Genomic DNA, 16,313 nt, shown 5'->3' on the forward strand with positions numbered 1-16,313 from the left:
AAGCACGTAAAAAGAGGGCCCGATTCCGCGAAACACTGGTTTTTGGTGGCTCAGATCTCTATAATCTCGCGCAACCCATTTCCCCCTTGAACACTTTTTAAGCCGTAGATAAACAGGCTGGGACACTTCACATGAGCGAAAAATACGTCGTCACCTGGGACATGCTGCAGATTCATGCACGCAAACTGGCAAACCGCCTGATGCCTTCAGAACAGTGGAAAGGCATTATTGCCGTTAGCCGTGGCGGTCTGGTGCCGGGCGCATTGCTGGCACGTGAACTGGGCATTCGTCATGTCGATACCGTATGCATTTCCAGCTACGATCACGACAACCAGCGTGAGCTGAAAATTCTCAAGCGCGCAGAAGGCGACGGTGAAGGTTTTATCGTCATCGACGATCTGGTGGATACCGGCGGTACCGCCGTGGCTATCCGTGAAATGTATCCAAAAGCGCACTTTGTCACCATCTTCGCGAAACCGGCGGGTCGTCCGTTAGTCGATGATTATGTGATTGATATCCCGCAGGATACCTGGATTGAGCAGCCGTGGGATATGGGCGTGACCTTTATTCCGCCGATTTCTGGCCGCTAATCTCTGACTTTTTCAACGCCTGGCACTGCCGGGCGTTGTTCTATTTAGCCGGTGTCGGGTTACAATGTGCCTCAGTCAGTACTTCAGGAGGCTGTACGCATGTCACAGGCTAATCTTAGCGAAATCCTGTTCAAACCCCGTTTTAAACATCCCGAAACGTCGACCCTTGTCCGCCGTTTTAATGCCGGGACGCAGCCGCCTGTGCAATCGGCGCTGGATGGCAAGAACGTTCCCCACTGGTATCGCATGATTAACCGCCTGATGTGGATCTGGCGCGGGGTGGATCCGCGAGAAATTCTTGATGTCCAGGCGCGCATCGTGATGAGCGACGCCGAGCGCACCGATGCCGAGCTTTACGATACGGTGATCGGTTATCGTGGCGGTAACTGGATTTATGAATGGGCAAAACAGGCAATGGACTGGCAGCAAAAAGCCTGCCAGGAAACGGATCCTGAACGCAGCGGTCGCCACTGGCTGCATGCCTCGACGTTGTACAACATCGCCGCCTATCCACACCTGAAAGGGGACGATCTGGCGGAACAGGCACAGGCATTATCTAACCGAGCCTATGAGGAAGCCGCGCAGCGACTACCTGGTTCACTGCGTGAGATGGAGTTTACGGTGCCCGGTGGTTCCCCCATCACCGGGTTCTTGCATATGCCAAAAGGCGACGGCCCATTCCCGACGGTACTTATGTGCGGCGGTCTGGATTCGATGCAAACCGATTACTACACCCTGTATGAGCGCTATTTCGCGCCGCGTGGCATTGCCATGCTCACGCTGGACATGCCTTCCGTCGGTTTCTCTTCAAAGTGGAAGCTCTCACAGGACTCCAGCCTGCTGCATCAGCATGTGCTGAAAGCGCTGCCGAATGTGCCGTGGGTGGATCATACCCGAGTGGCGGCGTTCGGATTCCGTTTTGGTGCCAATGTGGCGGTACGGCTGGCTTATCTTGAATCACCGCGTCTGAAGGCGGTGGCCTGTCTTGGTCCGGTTGTCCATGCGTTGCTAAGCGATCCATTGCGTCAGGGGGCGGTACCGGAAATGTATCTTGACGTTCTGGCGAGCCGACTGGGAATGCACGATGCGTCCGATGAAGCGCTGCGCGTGGAGCTCAATCGCTATTCGCTGAAGGTGCAGGGACTGCTCGGCAGACGTTGCCCAACGCCAATGCTGTCGGGCTTCTGGAAGAACGATCCCTTCAGTCCGGAAGAGGAGTCGCGCTTAATCACGTCTTCATCTTCTGACGGTAAGCTGCTGGAGATTCCATTCAATCCGGTGTATCGCAATTTTGACAACGCGTTACAGGAAATCACCCGCTGGATTGAAAAGAGATTGTGTTAATAATTTGCTAAATTCTACTGTTTTGGTAAAACAGTTGCTTCACAACAGGAGATCGCAATGACGTTACCGAGTGGACACCCGAAGAGCAGATTGATCAAGAAATTCACCGCGCTTGGCCCCTATATCCGGGAAGGAAAGTGCGAAGATAATCGATTCTTTTTCGATTGTCTGGCCGTTTGCGTCAACGTGAAACCCGCGCCTGAACTGCGCGAATTCTGGGGCTGGTGGATGGAACTGGAAGCGCAGGAAAAGCGTTTCACCTATAGCTATAAATTTGGTCTGTTCGACAAAGCGGGGAACTGGACGACGGCTCCGATCAAAGATAAAGAAGTGGTAGAGCGGCTGGAATATACCCTGCGCGAGTTTCACGAGAAGTTGCGTGGGCTGCTGAACACGCTGCATTTGTCGCTGGAGCCGGCTGACAATTTCCGTGATGAGCCGGTGAAGTTAACGGCGTAATCCAAAAAAGAGGCCGGATGATTCATCCGGCCTCTCTGTTTTCTCCGTCCTCAGACCGGATACGACGCCAGAGCATCGTCATCCGATACCTTCACGGAATCAGAACTGATACGTCATACCCAGCGCCACGATGTCATCGCTGTTGACGCCCAGTTTGTTGTTGTCATCAATCTGGTTGATTTTATAATCAACAAACGCCGACATATTTTTGTTGAAATAATAGGTCGCGCCGACGTCGATATATTTCACGATATCTTCATCACCGACACCTTCAATATCTTTGCCTTTCGATTGAACATAACCGATGGACGGACGCAGGCCAAAATCAAACTGATACTGGGCAACTGCTTCGAAGTTTTGCGCTTTGTTGGCAAAACCACCGGAAATAGGCGCCATGTTGCGGGTTTCAGAATAGATGGTTGCCAGATAGATGTCGTTGCCATCGTATTTCAGACCGGTCGCCCAACCTTCAGCATTCTGGCCATGGCCGCGTGTTTGCAGGTTTTGCTCATTAGTACGGTCAGAGTTGGCGTAGGCGCCAATGACAGCGAAATCACTGCCGCCGAAGTCATAGCTCAATGAGGTCCCGAACCCGTCACCGTTCTGTTTCTTCACGTCACGGTTTTCGTTTTTACCCTGATATTGCAGGGTCATGTTCAGACCGTCGATCATGCCGAAGAAGTCGGTGTTACGGTATGTCGCCAGGCCGCTGGCGCGTTTGGTCATAAAGTTATCGGTCTGCGCCAGGCCGTCACCACCAAATTCCGGGAACATATCGGTCCAGGCGGCAACGTCATACAGCGCGCCCAGGTTACGACCATAATCAAAAGAACCGATATCTTTCAGTTTAACCCCGGCAAACGCCAGACGCGTTTTCTGACCGGTTTCGCTCTCGGTTTTGTTGCCCGCAAATTCCGCTTCCCAGCGACCGTAGCCGGTCAGTTGATCGTTAATCTGCGTTTCGCCTTTAAAACCAAAGCGGACATAAGTCTGGTCGCCGTCTTTGTCATCATTATCGCTGAAATAGTGCATCGCTTTGACTTTGCCATACACATCCAGTTTATTACCGTCTTTGTTAAACACTTCCGCTGCCTGCACGGATGCCGATGCCACAATACCCATCACCACTAATGCCAGAGTGCTCTTTTTCATTTTCAGTCCTGATTTAAAGTACGCGCTAATATTTACTGGGTGTGATCCCCGTTGAAAGACAGGAGGGTTTTTATCGCTCTGGGGTGAAGTTTTTATGACAAAGTAAGAATAATTTTAAAAAAGGATGTTTTTCTGTTTCGGTAATACAAACGTCAAAAACTACCGCTACGCTTGCTGATCCAGCACAACAAAATTCTATGCTTTGTGCGCTGCTTGTTGGCAACCGGGGCCAGTCCTGCTAAAACGTTCGTTTACTATCATTTTCCCTATTTTGAACGGCAGAGAATCATGAGTGACAGCCAGACGCTGGTGGTAAAACTCGGCACCAGTGTACTAACGGGCGGATCGCGCCGCCTTAACCGTGCCCACATCGTAGAACTTGTTCGTCAGTGTGCGCAGCTGCATGCCGCAGGACATCGTATTGTTATCGTCACGTCGGGCGCTATCGCTGCCGGGCGTGAACACCTGGGATACCCGGAACTGCCTGCGACCATTGCCACCAAGCAACTGCTGGCTGCGGTTGGGCAGAGCCGACTGATTCAACTGTGGGAACAGCTGTTTTCGATTTACGGCATTCACGTCGGGCAGATGCTGCTGACGCGGGCGGATATGGAAGACCGGGAACGCTTTTTGAATGCGCGCGACACCCTGCGTGCGCTGCTGGATAACAATATTGTTCCGGTAATCAATGAGAACGATGCGGTTGCCACGGCGGAAATTAAAGTGGGGGATAACGACAATCTCTCCGCGCTGGCGGCGATCCTCGCCGGCGCAGACAAACTGCTGCTGTTAACCGACCAACAGGGGCTGTTCACCGCCGATCCGCGTACCGATCCACAAGCTGAGCTGATTAAAGATGTCTACGGGATTGATGATGCGCTGCGCGCTATTGCCGGCGACAGCGTGTCGGGGCTGGGAACGGGCGGTATGGGTACCAAGCTGCAAGCCGCTGACGTCGCCTGTCGCGCCGGTATCGACACCATCATTGCCGCTGGCAGCAAGCCGGGCGTGATTGGTGACGTGATGGAAGGCATCTCTGTCGGGACCCGCTTCCACGCGCAGGCTTCTCCGCTGGAGAACCGCAAGCGCTGGATCTTCGGCGCGCCGCCTGCCGGTGAAATCACCGTGGACGAAGGGGCGACGGCGGCTATTCTGGAACGCGGCAGCTCCCTGTTGCCAAAAGGCATTAAAAGCGTGACAGGCAACTTCTCACGTGGTGAAGTGATCCGTATCTGTAACCAGGAAGGGCGCGACATCGCCCACGGCGTGAGCCGCTACAACAGCGACGCGCTGCGCCGAATTGCCGGACACCACTCCCAACAGATCGACGCGATTCTGGGTTATGAATATGGCCCTGTCGCCGTCCATCGCGATGACATGATTACCCGTTAAGGAGCAGATAAATGCTGGAAAAAATGGGCATTGCTGCCAAAGCGGCGTCGTACAAACTGGCGCTGCTCTCCAGCCGCGAAAAAAATCGCGTACTGGAAAAAATAGCTGATGAGCTTGAAGCACAAACGGAAACTATCCTGAACGCGAATGCGCAGGACGTAACCGAAGCGCGCGCGAACGGTCTGAGTGAGGCGATGCTCGATCGCCTGGCGCTAACGCCTGCGCGGCTGAAAGCAATTGCTGATGATGTCCGTCAGGTCTGTAATCTGGCGGATCCGGTCGGTCAGGTGATTGACGGGGGACTGCTGGACAGCGGGCTGCGTCTGGAGCGTCGCCGCGTGCCACTGGGCGTGATTGGCGTCATTTATGAAGCGAGACCGAATGTCACTGTTGATGTCGCCTCCCTGTGCCTGAAAACGGGTAATGCGGCAATTCTGCGCGGTGGTAAAGAGACATACCGCACCAATGCGGCCACCGTACGCGTGATCCAGCAGGCGTTAATCTCCTGCGGTTTACCGGAAGCGGCGGTTCAGGCAATTGAAAGCCCCGACCGTGCGCTGGTGAATGAGATGCTGCGCATGGATAAATACATCGACATGCTGATTCCTCGTGGTGGCGCGGGTCTGCATAAGTTGTGCCGCGAGCAGTCGACCATTCCGGTGATTACCGGCGGGATTGGCGTTTGCCACATCGTTGTCGACGATAGCGCAGAGATTGCTCCGGCGTTGAAGATTATCGTCAATGCGAAAACGCAACGTCCGAGTACCTGTAACACGGTAGAGACGCTGTTGGTACATCAGGACATCGCTGCGCGTTTCCTGCCCGCGCTGAGTCAGCAGATGGCTGAGAGCGGCGTGACGCTACATGCGGATGAGCGCTCGTTTGCCACGTTGAGCGCGGGGCCAGCGAACGTGGTGGCGGTTAAAGCGGAAGAATTTGACGACGAGTTCCTGTCGCTGGATTTGAACGTCAAAATTGTCGCTGACCTGGATGACGCCATCGCGCATATTCGCGCGCACGGCACCCAGCACTCCGACGCCATCCTGACGCGCACCATGCACAACGCGAACCGTTTTGTGAATGAAGTGGATTCGTCTGCGGTGTACGTGAATGCCTCCACGCGCTTCACTGACGGTGGTCAGTTCGGTCTCGGGGCGGAAGTCGCCGTCAGCACGCAAAAATTACATGCCCGTGGTCCAATGGGGCTGGAAGCGCTAACCACCTACAAGTGGATCGGCTTTGGCGACGACACGATTCGTGCCTAATTAACGCCGGGTGATGCAAAATCAGCCACTTGATTCGCAAGGCTATTGACGCATCACTCGGTTAGTTTTAACCTTCTACCCCGTGTTCACACTCGTGGGCATGTCCTCATCAGGGCCGATATAGCTCAGTTGGTAGAGCAGCGCATTCGTAATGCGAAGGTCGTAGGTTCGACTCCTATTATCGGCACCATTTCAAACTCTTCCCAAGTCTACCGAAATCAACTAAAAGCCCGTATACTGCGGTTTCTGGCCCGTATCTTATCTCCTGTTATCAACTGGACTCAACCGAAATCAAGTCGCAGTTGGGGGCATAAGTGGGGGCATTCTGTGTTCGGTCTAGGGAGATGCCCCCAATGAAGCTTAATGCACGACAGGTAGATGCTGCTAAACCCAGAGAGAAAGCCTATAAGCTAGCAGATGGTGCAGGCTTGTATCTCGAAGTAGTTCCTTCTGGTTCTCGATACTGGCGGATGAAATATCGCTTCAATGGAAAAGAGAAGCGTATGGCTTTTGGTGTCTATCCGGCAGTGTCCCTTGCACAAGCGAGGGCACTACGTGATGAAGCCAAGAAAAAGCTGGCCGAAGGTATCGATCCATCGTTTGCCAAGAAAGAAGAAAAGTTGGTTCGCGATGTGCAGCTCAATAATACGTTTCAGGCTGTGGCACTTGAATGGCACGGAACGAAGGTGAGCCGGTGGTCAGAAGGCTATGCCTCCGACATTATCGAAGCCTTCAATAAAGATATTTTCCCTTATATTGGCCAACTGCCGGTGAATGACATCAAGCCTTTGGTCCTGCTGAATGTGCTACGTCGAATGGAAAGCCGTGGCGCAACAGAGAAGGCCAAGAAGGTTCGCCAGCGCTGCAGCGAAGTTTTTCGTTATGCCATCGTTACCGGCCGCGCGGAATACAATCCTGCGGCGGATCTAACCAGCGCGATGTCAGGACATGAATCGAAGCATTATCCCTTCCTTACCGTTGAGGAGCTACCAGACTTCTTTAAAGCTCTCTCTAGCTATACAGGCAGCCCGTTAGTTGTTCTTGCCGCACGTTTGCTAATCCTTACGGGAGTTCGTACCGGCGAGCTTCGGGGGGCTTTCTGGAGTGAGTTTGATCTTGAGAAAGCGGTGTGGGAAATACCTGCAGAGCGAATGAAGATGAAACGGCCTCACCTTGTCCCCCTCTCTACCCAAGCGCTGGAAATCATACAGCGGCTCAAAGTGATGTCTGGACAATATCATCTGGTATTCCCAGGGCGTAATGATCCCCGTAAGACGATGAGTGAAGCGAGCATTAATCAGGTATTCAAACGGATTGGATATACAGGAAAGGTTACGGGACATGGTTTTAGGCACACGATGAGTACGATTTTGCATGAGGAAGGGTTCAATACAGCATGGATTGAAACCCAGCTGGCTCACGTTGATAAGAATGCGATTCGCGGGACGTATAACCATGCGTTATATCTGGAAGGGCGGAGGGAGATGATGCAGTGGTATGCGGATTATATTGAAGCATCTTTAACTAAGGTTATATAAGCCTGTAAATAGGGAAAACGAGTTTTTAAAGTTTTCCCTAGAGGTGCCATCTTTCAACTGTATAAAAAAACAGTATTTAAAACAGTGCATTAGATCACTAAAAGTGATCTTACAAATTTATTTTTTTTGATTTTCGTGATACACATCGCCTTAAATGGTTTAATTTGCATCCACATCCATCACTGGATGACGATGGAAATTTTTAGCTGTTGTAGGAGAGCAGGGTGGCTAAAAATAAAGCGGCAAACGCCGGGGTTGATGCGTTAACTGGTTTTGAGTTTCAAAGAAACTGTGCATTGTATCTTTTGTTAGATAATTTCAATTCTTTTATCAATAAAGAGTTCTTTATTTGTATCGAACATCACGATGATTTTCTATTTTGTTATAAAACTGATTGCTTAAGTTATATAAACGAGATACATGCCTATCAAGCAAAGAAACTTAGCGGGAAAATATGGACTATCGATTCTAGGTTTTCTGAGATGGTATCTAAAATACTATTGGTGGGCGAAAACTTAAGAAATGATGCTTTTGAAAAAAGTGAAGATTATAAACACCAGCTAACATTTATATCAAATACAGAAATAGAATTAAAATATTCACCGTCAAAGGCGTTAAAAAAAGAAGGTATTACTGAGCAGATATTAAGGATTAATGAGCAAAACTCTATCTGTGCTTATGATGAATTACATAAAAACATTCAGAATAAAATTGAAGAGAAAGTTACAGATATTTGTAATGAAGAATCTTCTGTTTTCCATCGTAAAGAACTAAGTAACCTAAAAATTCAGTGGGTAGATTTTCCAAGAACAGCTGCAAAACAAAAAGAATCGCTTATTGGACTTATGTCTAGAAAGTTTTCTCATATAGCTGACTCGAAAGCAGCCATCGAGGTAATACTTGCTCTATTTAGAAATGTGGAAACTGTATATAATCAAGGACAGGAAATATGTCTACTCGATCCAACAAAAAGGGTTGAAGGCGAAGATGTTAAGAAAGTTATGAATATAATTGATTCACAGCAAAAGGCATTCGACTATTGGCGTGACGAAGCACAGCAATTCTCAATGAAATTCAGAATACCACTTAGCATACAGAAAAATCATGAAAACTATATACTTAACTCTTTTGAACTACTCAAGGATATGAGTAATTACGATTATCAAATCATTAAAGACTTTGTTAGAAATAATGATTACACAACTCAATATTTTTCTCTTCAAGACGCATTAACTGCATATGTTGATAATGTTAGAAAATCTCATTCTATAAACCTAGATAATATTGATACATTTTTTGCAGTTCTGTGTTCATACGTTGAGTGCTACGATTAAGGTAAACCATGAAGACAATTATAAAGTTTGATAGATTGTTTGTTGTCTCTGAAAGTCATAATTTATATTTCGACCAAAAGTTTTCAAATAAAATAAACATAATAAGTGGGTGTAATACCTCAGGTAAAAGTACTTTAATACAAAGTATTTTATTTACCTTTGGAATTAACGATGTTAAAGATGGCTTGAGCGAAATTATTCGATACAACCCTACGTTCAGATTGGATTTCAGCATCACTAAAGGAGGCGTAGATAAAAAATATATAATAGTAAGAGAGCTTGGTAGCATATATTTAAAAGAGGATGGGGGAAATGTTTTTAGTTTTCATGGAATTGACTCTGATGGTCGAGTTGAACATGTGAAGCTTAAGGAGATGTTATCTCAATTATTTGATTTTAACATGCTTTTAGAACAGAAGGGTGAGCTAAAAAAAGCATCGATAGAATGCATGTTCCTGCCTTATTATATTTCTCAATCTGTAGGGTGGGTTTATTTAAGAGAGTCATTCTCTAATCTTGGTTTTTATAAAGACTTTAAAGATACGTATCTTGATTATTATCTTGGCATAGAAAATTCTTTTGATAAAGAATATTTTTATAAATTAACAAAAGAGCGGACACAACTTCAGTCGAAGATCTCCTCATTGAGTAAATATAGCGCCGAGCCTCACTTTGTTGTTTCTAAATTACTGGATGAAGAGTTTGGTGATGAGGCTCAGAAGTATATAGATGGTTATATAAAATTAGTAGCATCATTAGACGAAGAACGTGATGTATATACTGGTTTGTGTAATAAGTTATCCTTAACTAAAAATCATGTCAAGATACTAAGAAGAACTAAAAGAAATATTAAAAACCAAAACTATAACAGTATTGATCGTTGTCCTGCATGTACGCAAATACTTCCTTATTCCTTAGAAGGGTTATATGGTTATTATCAAAACATCAATGATACTGATAAACTATCGGAGCAAATAAATAATAAAGTACAAAAAATACAGTCTGATATTAATAGTTCACTTGCGAAGATTAAAAAGTTAGAAATTGATATATCTTCAAAGTATTCATATTTTCTTGAGAAAAAATCACAAAATTTATCTGTTAACACATGGATCGATAATAAAGCAAATATACGTCTGTTAGGCAATATTCATGAAGAGATAGAAGAACATACAAAAAGGTCTGATGAAATTAAAGGATTAATTGATGGGATGGGAGAGGAGCAGTCTCTTTTTGTCGAGCGGTTTAACAAAGAAAAAGATTTCAAGGAAATATTTAAAAAATATCTTAATGATATGCAGTTGTTCAATGTAACAGAACCTAGATATACAGATCTTTATAAAATAAATTCATTTCCTTTTCAAGGGGTTGAACTTCATAAAACTGTAATGTCATATCATTTTGCATTAAATTCTTTAATAAGAAAAACAGACAATATACATCGACTTCCATTTATGCTTGACGCAATTCTTAAGGAAGATATCGATGACAGAAATTTTGATCTCATACTGTCGTTTGTGGGAAAAAATCTTCCGACTGATACTCAATCATTTATATCAATGTCTGAGTATGCTGAAGATAACCTCTTGAAAGATGGTAAAGAGATAAGTGCATTCCGAAGAGCCAAGGTTAAAGATATTAAAAATCGTTACTTCCCTGATGGTACGAATTTATTCTTTATTGGTGATGGGAAGCATGAGAGAACATTTTTATCAAAACCTTTGGATTTAAACCTCGATATTTTTGTCGATACTTGTCGGCTTACTGAATGATTCCTTTAGTTAATAGCGAACGCACAAACTTGTGCGTTCGCTATTTATGCTATACATTTGATTTACCATATGTGATCTTGCAAGGAATCTTTCGCCGAGTATCATAGAGCCAGATAGGTAGGGGAACGACTATGATTTTTACAGCATTACAACTCTTCAAAAACCTCTCCGATGAAACCCGTTTGGGCATTGTGTTGCTGCTTAGAGAGATGGGAGAGTTGTGCGTGTGCGACCTTTGTACTGCGCTAGAACAGTCACAGCCCAAGATCTCCCGCCACCTGGCAATGCTCCGGGAAAGTGGTCTATTGCTGGATCGCAAGCAGGGCAAGTGGGTTCACTACCGCTTATCCCCGCATATTCCTTCCTGGGCTGCTCAGGTGATTGAGCAGGCCTGGTTAAGCCAACAGGACGACGTACAGGCCATCGCCCGTAAGCTGGCATCGGCAAACTGCTCTGGTAGCGGTAAGGCTGTTTGCATCTAAAAAATTTGCCTGAACATATATGTTTTTCCAAATGTGAGGTATTCAGAATGAAGACGTTAACGGTGTTTGACCCGGCAATGTGCTGCAGTACCGGCGTATGTGGCTCAGATGTCGATCAGGTTCTGGTTGATTTTTCTGCTGATGTGCAGTGGCTGAAAGGACGTGGTGTACAGGTTGAACGTTACAACCTGGCGCAGCAGCCCATGAGCTTTGTGCAGAATGAGAAAGCGAAAGCATTCCTCGAAGCATCTGGAGCAGAAGGTCTTCCGCTACTGCTGTTGGACGGTGAAACGGTGATGGCAGGGCGATACCCAAAACGTGCTGAGCTGGCTCGCTGGTTCGGTATTCCGCTGGAGAAGGTAGGGTTAACTCCCACCAACTGCTGTGGTGGTAATACTTCCTGTTGCTGAATATGTCAGGAGGACATATGAAATTCTTACAGAATATCCCGCCTTACCTGTTTTTTGCCGGTAAGGGAGGTGTAGGTAAAACTTCTATTTCCTGCGCGACGGCAATCCGCCTTGCTGAACAGGGTAAGCGGGTTTTGCTGGTCAGTACCGATCCGGCCTCCAATGTCGGTCAGGTATTCGATCAGGCTATCGGTAATACCATTCGCCCTGTGACGGCAGTTCCTGGGCTTTCTGCTCTGGAGATTGACCCGCAGGAAGCCGCCCAGCAATACCGCGCCAGAATCGTTGATCCTATCAAAGGTCTTCTGCCTGATGATGTTGTTAACAGTATCAGCGAGCAGCTTTCAGGAGCCTGTACCACTGAGATTGCGGCGTTTGATGAGTTCACCGGCTTATTGACAGACGCTTCCCTGCTGACCCGTTTCGATCACATCATTTTTGATACAGCGCCGACGGGCCACACGATTCGCCTTCTCCAGCTTCCCGGTGCCTGGAGTAGCTTCATTGAAAGTAATCCAGATGGTGCTTCCTGTCTTGGCCCAATGGCCGGGCTGGAAAAGCAGCGTGAGCAGTATGCTCATGCAGTAGAGGCGTTGTCCGATCCTGAACGTACCCGCCTGGTTCTGGTTGCACGACTGCAAAAATCTACGCTGCAGGAAGTCGCCCGCACCCATGAAGAACTGGCTGCAATTGGCCTGAAAAACCAGTACCTGGTTATTAATGGTGTGCTGCCTAAAACCGAAGCTGAACATGACGCCCTGGCCGCTGCGATATGGCAACGTGAGCAGGAGGTACTGGCAAATCTTCCTGCCGGGTTATCTGATTTGCCGACAGACAACTTATACCTTCAGCCGCTGAACATGGTTGGTGTGTCCGCATTGAAAGGCCTGCTCAACGAACACGCTGAGATAACATCGCTTCCTGAACAAAGCACACAGAACAAGCCAGAGAATATGTCGCTGTCTGTCCTGGTCGATGATATCGCTCGCAGTGAGCACGGCCTGATTATGTTGATGGGCAAAGGTGGCGTAGGTAAAACCACGATGGCAGCGGCTATCGCCGTCAGGCTGGCAGACATGGGATTTGACGTGCATCTCACGACCTCTGATCCTGCTGCGCACCTGAGTACAACGCTGAACGGCAGCCTCAAAAACCTTCAGGTCAGCCGAATCAACCCTCACGATGAAACCGAACGTTATCGCCAGCATGTCCTTGAGACGAAGGGAAGAGATCTAGACGAAGCAGGGAAACGGCTGCTCGAAGAGGATTTACGTTCTCCTTGCACGGAAGAGATTGCGGTGTTCCAGGCGTTCTCACGCGTAATCCGTGAAGCAGGCAAACGGTTTGTGGTCATGGATACGGCACCTACCGGGCATACGCTATTACTGCTTGATGCTACCGGGGCTTATCACCGTGAGATTGCCAGGAAGATGGGGGATAAAGGTCATTTTACCACTCCGATGATGCAGCTTCAGGACCCGGAACGCACCAAAGTCCTGCTGGTCACTCTGCCCGAAACCACACCGGTACTGGAAGCGGCAAACCTGCAGGCTGACCTTGAAAGAGCGGGGATTCATCCGTGGGGCTGGATTATCAATAACAGCCTTTCCACTGCGGATACGCGTTCTCCGTTGCTTTGCCAGCGCGCTCGGCAGGAACTGCCTCAGATTGAGGCTGTTAAGAATCAGCACTCTAACCGTATAGCGCTTGTTCCGGTGCTGGCGTCAGAGCCCGCTGGTATTGAAAAGCTCAGAGAGTTGATGAGTTAATTTTTTTGCATATACAGGGCGGCAAAGTCGCCCTGTCAGGAGGTTTTATGTTACTGGCAGGCGCTATTTTTGTCCTGACCATTGTTTTGGTTATCTGGCAACCAAAGGGATTAGGGATCGGCTGGAGTGCAATGCTGGGCGCGGGACTGGCTCTGATATCTGGCGTTGTGCATGTGGGCGATATTCCGGTGGTGTGGAATATCGTCTGGAACGCGACGGCGACCTTTATTGCCGTAATTATTATCAGCCTGCTGCTTGATGAGTCCGGCTTTTTCGAATGGGCAGCGCTGCACGTTTCCCGCTGGGGTAACGGTCGTGGACGTTTGCTCTTTACGTATATCGTTCTGCTCGGTGCGGCGGTGGCGGCACTGTTTGCCAACGACGGTGCGGCACTTATTCTGACGCCGATAGTCATCGCCATGCTGCTGGCATTAGGGTTCAGCAAAGGCACGACACTGGCATTCGTCATGGCTGCCGGGTTTATTGCCGATACAGCCAGCCTGCCGCTTATCGTGTCCAACCTGGTTAACATCGTTTCTGCAGACTTCTTTGGACTGGGCTTCACCGAGTATGCGTCGGTAATGGTGCCGGTTGATATTGCAGCCATTGTTGCCACGCTGGTTATGCTGCATCTGTTCTTCCGAAAAGATATTCCATCGACTTACGACCTGGCTCTCCTGAAAGCACCGGCAAAAGCGATTAAAGATCTGGCAACTTTCAGAACCGGCTGGATAGTGTTGATCCTTCTTCTGGTTGGTTTTTTCGTCCTTGAGCCGTTGGGTATCCCGGTAAGCGCGATTGCTGCTGTTGGAGCTGTGATCCTGTTTGCAGTAGCTAAACGAGGCCATGCCATTAACACCGGTAAAGTGCTGCGTGGGGCACCCTGGCAGATCGTTATTTTCTCGCTGGGGATGTATCTGGTGGTCTACGGTCTGCGCAACGCCGGGCTAACCGAATACCTTTCTGGTGTGCTGAATGTACTGGCGGATAAAGGACTCTGGGCCGCGACGCTAGGTACTGGCTTCCTGACGGCTTTCCTGTCTTCCATAATGAACAACATGCCTACCGTGCTGGTTGGCGCTCTCTCTATTGATGGCAGCACCGCAACAGGCGTTATCAAAGAAGCGATGATTTATGCCAACGTGATTGGCTGCGATCTGGGACCTAAAATTACACCTATTGGTAGCCTGGCAACGCTGCTCTGGTTGCATGTCCTTTCACAGAAGAATATGACCATCACCTGGGGATACTATTTCCGCACCGGGATCGTCATGACTCTGCCTGTGCTGTTTGTAACGCTGGCAGCGCTGGCGCTACGTCTCTCTTTCACTTTGTAATGAGATACTGATATGAGCAATATCACTATTTATCACAACCCGGCCTGCGGCACGTCGCGTAATACGCTGGAGATGATCCGCAACAGCGGTATCGAGCCGACCGTTATTCTTTACCTTGAGACTCCACCTTCACGCGATGAGCTGGTCAAACTCATTGCGGATATGGGCATTTCCGTCCGTGCTTTGCTGCGTAAGAACGTCGAGCCGTATGAGGAACTGGGTCTTGCAGAAGATAAATTTACTGACGATCAGCTCATCGACTTTATGTTGCAACATCCGATCCTTATTAACCGTCCGATTGTGGTAACACCACTGGGAACTAAACTTTGCCGTCCTTCGGAGGTGGTTCTGGATATCCTTCCAGATGCCCAGAAAGCGGCTTTCACCAAGGAAGACGGTGAGAAGGTGGTTGACGCTAGCGGAAAACGAATCGACAACAAGTAATTTCATTTAATGAAAGGGCTGATTCCCCGGCCCTTTCATATCATCTTTTTTCTTCCCTCCAGAAAGTCAAATATACGCTTCCAGAGTCCACATTTTTTATGTTACCTTTCCCGTTATGTCAAAAATGACATAACGGGAAAGGTAAATACATGTCATCAGATTCGAAACGGAATGGAAAAGGTTTTTTATCAGGCACGTTAATAGGTGCTTTAGGCGGCTTGATTGGTCTTGGTGGTGCTGAGTTCCGCCTTCCCGTCCTGATGGGTAGTTTCAAAATGCCGACGCTGGAAGCGGTTATTTTTAACAAAGCAATGAGCCTTACTGTTGTCGCTGTTGCTTTGATATTCCGCACAAAATCCATCGCCATCGACCAGCTGTTTGCTCATCTTGATATTGTCATCAATTTGCTGGCCGGGAGCCTTATCGGTGCATGGTGGGCAGCAGGAAGAGCCATAAAAATGTCCCGTATTTGGCTGGACAGAACCATTCTGCTCCTGCTTGTTATCCTGTCATTCGTCATGCTTTCAGAAACATGGATGCCTTTGCATGATAGCTCCGCTGGATTATTCCAGCCCGGAATCGCGACCATTATTGCGGGTGTTATTGCGGGTTTCTTCATCGGGAATGTTGCTGCTCTGCTGGGTGTTGCAGGGGGAGAGCTCCTTATACCAACCATTGTTATCCTTTTTGGGGCTGATATTAAACTGGCTGGCAGTTTGTCATTAATGATCAGTTTACCGACGATGATTGTGGGTTTTTCTCGCTACACTAATGCTGATGCTTTCCAGATCCTGAGAAAAGAGAAAAAACTTTTTGTGTGGATGGTCATCGGTTCCGTTATAGGGGCCGCTGTTGGGGGCCTTATGCTCGGTATGTTCCCGGTAAGAGTACTTATGACTCTGTTGGGCGTGGTACTGCTTATTTCCGCAATCAAAACCTTTAAGCATACCCGGCAAAGATGATGGTGGTTTACGCTTTGGACTATTCCGCATCACAGAGAAAATGATTTTGAAAAAGGTATCAGA

At 48.1% G+C, this 16,313-nt stretch carries 15 protein-coding genes and 1 tRNA gene; 15 read left to right on the forward strand and 1 reads right to left on the reverse strand.

Going from position 1 to position 16,313, the window contains the following annotated elements:
• The first annotated feature begins 131 nt into the window (after positions 1-131).
• From gpt to crl, 3 genes are all read left to right on the forward strand, one after another.
• Positions 132-590, forward strand: coding sequence for a xanthine phosphoribosyltransferase (gpt, locus tag QQZ17_RS19920; RefSeq protein WP_042324801.1), 459 nt, complete (start codon positions 132-134; stop codon positions 588-590).
• A gap of 99 nt (positions 591-689) precedes the next feature.
• Positions 690-1,934: an esterase FrsA gene (frsA, locus tag QQZ17_RS19925; RefSeq protein WP_152405774.1), complete on the forward strand. Its 1,245-nt coding sequence runs from the start codon at positions 690-692 to the stop codon at positions 1,932-1,934.
• Positions 1,935-1,991: 57 nt separating this feature from the next.
• Positions 1,992-2,393, forward strand: coding sequence for a sigma factor-binding protein Crl (crl, locus tag QQZ17_RS19930; protein ID WP_152405773.1), 402 nt, complete (start codon positions 1,992-1,994; stop codon positions 2,391-2,393).
• A 99-nt stretch (positions 2,394-2,492) separates the two neighbouring features.
• Here crl and phoE read toward each other — a convergent pair whose 3' ends face one another.
• A complete protein-coding gene (gene phoE / locus QQZ17_RS19935) occupies positions 2,493-3,545 on the reverse strand; it encodes a phosphoporin PhoE (RefSeq protein ID WP_152405772.1) in 1,053 nt (350 codons plus the stop codon).
• A 288-nt stretch (positions 3,546-3,833) separates the two neighbouring features.
• Here phoE and proB point away from each other — a divergent pair, with 288 nt between their 5' ends.
• The 12 genes from proB to QQZ17_RS19995 all read left to right on the forward strand — a co-directional run bounded on the left by proB (position 3,834) and on the right by QQZ17_RS19995 (position 16,250).
• Positions 3,834-4,937 (forward strand): glutamate 5-kinase, encoded by a 1,104-nt coding sequence (proB, locus tag QQZ17_RS19940; RefSeq protein ID WP_152405771.1) that lies wholly within the window; start codon positions 3,834-3,836, stop codon positions 4,935-4,937.
• A gap of 11 nt (positions 4,938-4,948) precedes the next feature.
• On the forward strand, positions 4,949-6,202 hold the full coding sequence (proA, locus tag QQZ17_RS19945) for a glutamate-5-semialdehyde dehydrogenase (RefSeq protein WP_152405770.1): 1,254 nt from the start codon (positions 4,949-4,951) through the stop codon (positions 6,200-6,202).
• A 114-nt stretch (positions 6,203-6,316) separates the two neighbouring features.
• Positions 6,317-6,392: transfer RNA gene (locus QQZ17_RS19950), tRNA-Thr, on the forward strand.
• 163 nt (positions 6,393-6,555) lie between these two features.
• Complete coding sequence (locus tag QQZ17_RS19955; RefSeq protein ID WP_152405769.1) at positions 6,556-7,740, forward strand: tyrosine-type recombinase/integrase; 1,185 nt, start codon at positions 6,556-6,558, stop codon at positions 7,738-7,740.
• A 224-nt stretch (positions 7,741-7,964) separates the two neighbouring features.
• Positions 7,965-9,074, forward strand: a complete 1,110-nt coding sequence (locus QQZ17_RS19960; protein WP_088376529.1) for a hypothetical protein — start codon at positions 7,965-7,967, stop codon at positions 9,072-9,074.
• Between the two features lie 8 nt (positions 9,075-9,082).
• A complete protein-coding gene (locus QQZ17_RS19965) occupies positions 9,083-10,846 on the forward strand; it encodes a hypothetical protein (protein ID WP_088376530.1) in 1,764 nt (587 codons plus the stop codon).
• A 131-nt stretch (positions 10,847-10,977) separates the two neighbouring features.
• Positions 10,978-11,328 (forward strand): As(III)-sensing metalloregulatory transcriptional repressor ArsR, encoded by a 351-nt coding sequence (gene arsR / locus QQZ17_RS19970; RefSeq protein WP_047620677.1) that lies wholly within the window; start codon positions 10,978-10,980, stop codon positions 11,326-11,328.
• 47 nt (positions 11,329-11,375) lie between these two features.
• Positions 11,376-11,738: an arsenite efflux transporter metallochaperone ArsD gene (gene arsD, locus QQZ17_RS19975; RefSeq protein ID WP_088376531.1), complete on the forward strand. Its 363-nt coding sequence runs from the start codon at positions 11,376-11,378 to the stop codon at positions 11,736-11,738.
• A 17-nt stretch (positions 11,739-11,755) separates the two neighbouring features.
• On the forward strand, positions 11,756-13,507 hold the full coding sequence (gene arsA, locus QQZ17_RS19980; protein ID WP_088376532.1) for an arsenite efflux transporter ATPase subunit ArsA: 1,752 nt from the start codon (positions 11,756-11,758) through the stop codon (positions 13,505-13,507).
• A gap of 47 nt (positions 13,508-13,554) precedes the next feature.
• Complete coding sequence (gene arsB / locus QQZ17_RS19985) at positions 13,555-14,844, forward strand: arsenite efflux transporter membrane subunit ArsB (RefSeq protein ID WP_063618737.1); 1,290 nt, start codon at positions 13,555-13,557, stop codon at positions 14,842-14,844.
• A gap of 12 nt (positions 14,845-14,856) precedes the next feature.
• Positions 14,857-15,288 (forward strand): glutaredoxin-dependent arsenate reductase, encoded by a 432-nt coding sequence (arsC, locus tag QQZ17_RS19990; RefSeq protein ID WP_020839046.1) that lies wholly within the window; start codon positions 14,857-14,859, stop codon positions 15,286-15,288.
• 149 nt (positions 15,289-15,437) lie between these two features.
• Positions 15,438-16,250 carry a sulfite exporter TauE/SafE family protein gene (locus QQZ17_RS19995; protein WP_152405768.1) on the forward strand — a complete coding sequence of 271 codons (813 nt, stop codon included), beginning with the start codon at positions 15,438-15,440 and terminating at the stop codon, positions 16,248-16,250.
• Positions 16,251-16,313: the final 63 nt, after the last annotated feature.

Source organism: Citrobacter sp. T1.2D-1 (genome assembly GCF_950098555.1).
In the GTDB taxonomy this organism is placed as follows: Bacteria; Pseudomonadota; Gammaproteobacteria; order Enterobacterales; family Enterobacteriaceae; genus Citrobacter_A; species Citrobacter_A telavivensis.

What these genes read in the sequence shown, in the direction of transcription:
- frsA (WP_152405774.1), top strand. Translation starts at nt 690, where the DNA reads ATGTCACAGGCTAATCTTAGCGAAATCCTGTTCAAACCCCGTTTTAAA.
- arsA (WP_088376532.1), top strand. Translation starts at nt 11,756, where the DNA reads ATGAAATTCTTACAGAATATCCCGCCTTACCTGTTTTTTGCCGGTAAG.
- proB (WP_152405771.1), top strand. Translation starts at nt 3,834, where the DNA reads ATGAGTGACAGCCAGACGCTGGTGGTAAAACTCGGCACCAGTGTACTA.
- QQZ17_RS19965 (WP_088376530.1), top strand. Translation starts at nt 9,083, where the DNA reads ATGAAGACAATTATAAAGTTTGATAGATTGTTTGTTGTCTCTGAAAGT.
- arsR (WP_047620677.1), top strand. Translation starts at nt 10,978, where the DNA reads ATGATTTTTACAGCATTACAACTCTTCAAAAACCTCTCCGATGAAACC.
- gpt (WP_042324801.1), top strand. Translation starts at nt 132, where the DNA reads ATGAGCGAAAAATACGTCGTCACCTGGGACATGCTGCAGATTCATGCA.
- QQZ17_RS19995 (WP_152405768.1), top strand. Translation starts at nt 15,438, where the DNA reads ATGTCATCAGATTCGAAACGGAATGGAAAAGGTTTTTTATCAGGCACG.
- QQZ17_RS19955 (WP_152405769.1), top strand. Translation starts at nt 6,556, where the DNA reads ATGAAGCTTAATGCACGACAGGTAGATGCTGCTAAACCCAGAGAGAAA.
- arsD (WP_088376531.1), top strand. Translation starts at nt 11,376, where the DNA reads ATGAAGACGTTAACGGTGTTTGACCCGGCAATGTGCTGCAGTACCGGC.
- proA (WP_152405770.1), top strand. Translation starts at nt 4,949, where the DNA reads ATGCTGGAAAAAATGGGCATTGCTGCCAAAGCGGCGTCGTACAAACTG.
- crl (WP_152405773.1), top strand. Translation starts at nt 1,992, where the DNA reads ATGACGTTACCGAGTGGACACCCGAAGAGCAGATTGATCAAGAAATTC.
- phoE (WP_152405772.1), bottom strand. Translation starts at nt 3,545, where the DNA reads ATGAAAAAGAGCACTCTGGCATTAGTGGTGATGGGTATTGTGGCATCG.
- arsB (WP_063618737.1), top strand. Translation starts at nt 13,555, where the DNA reads ATGTTACTGGCAGGCGCTATTTTTGTCCTGACCATTGTTTTGGTTATC.
- arsC (WP_020839046.1), top strand. Translation starts at nt 14,857, where the DNA reads ATGAGCAATATCACTATTTATCACAACCCGGCCTGCGGCACGTCGCGT.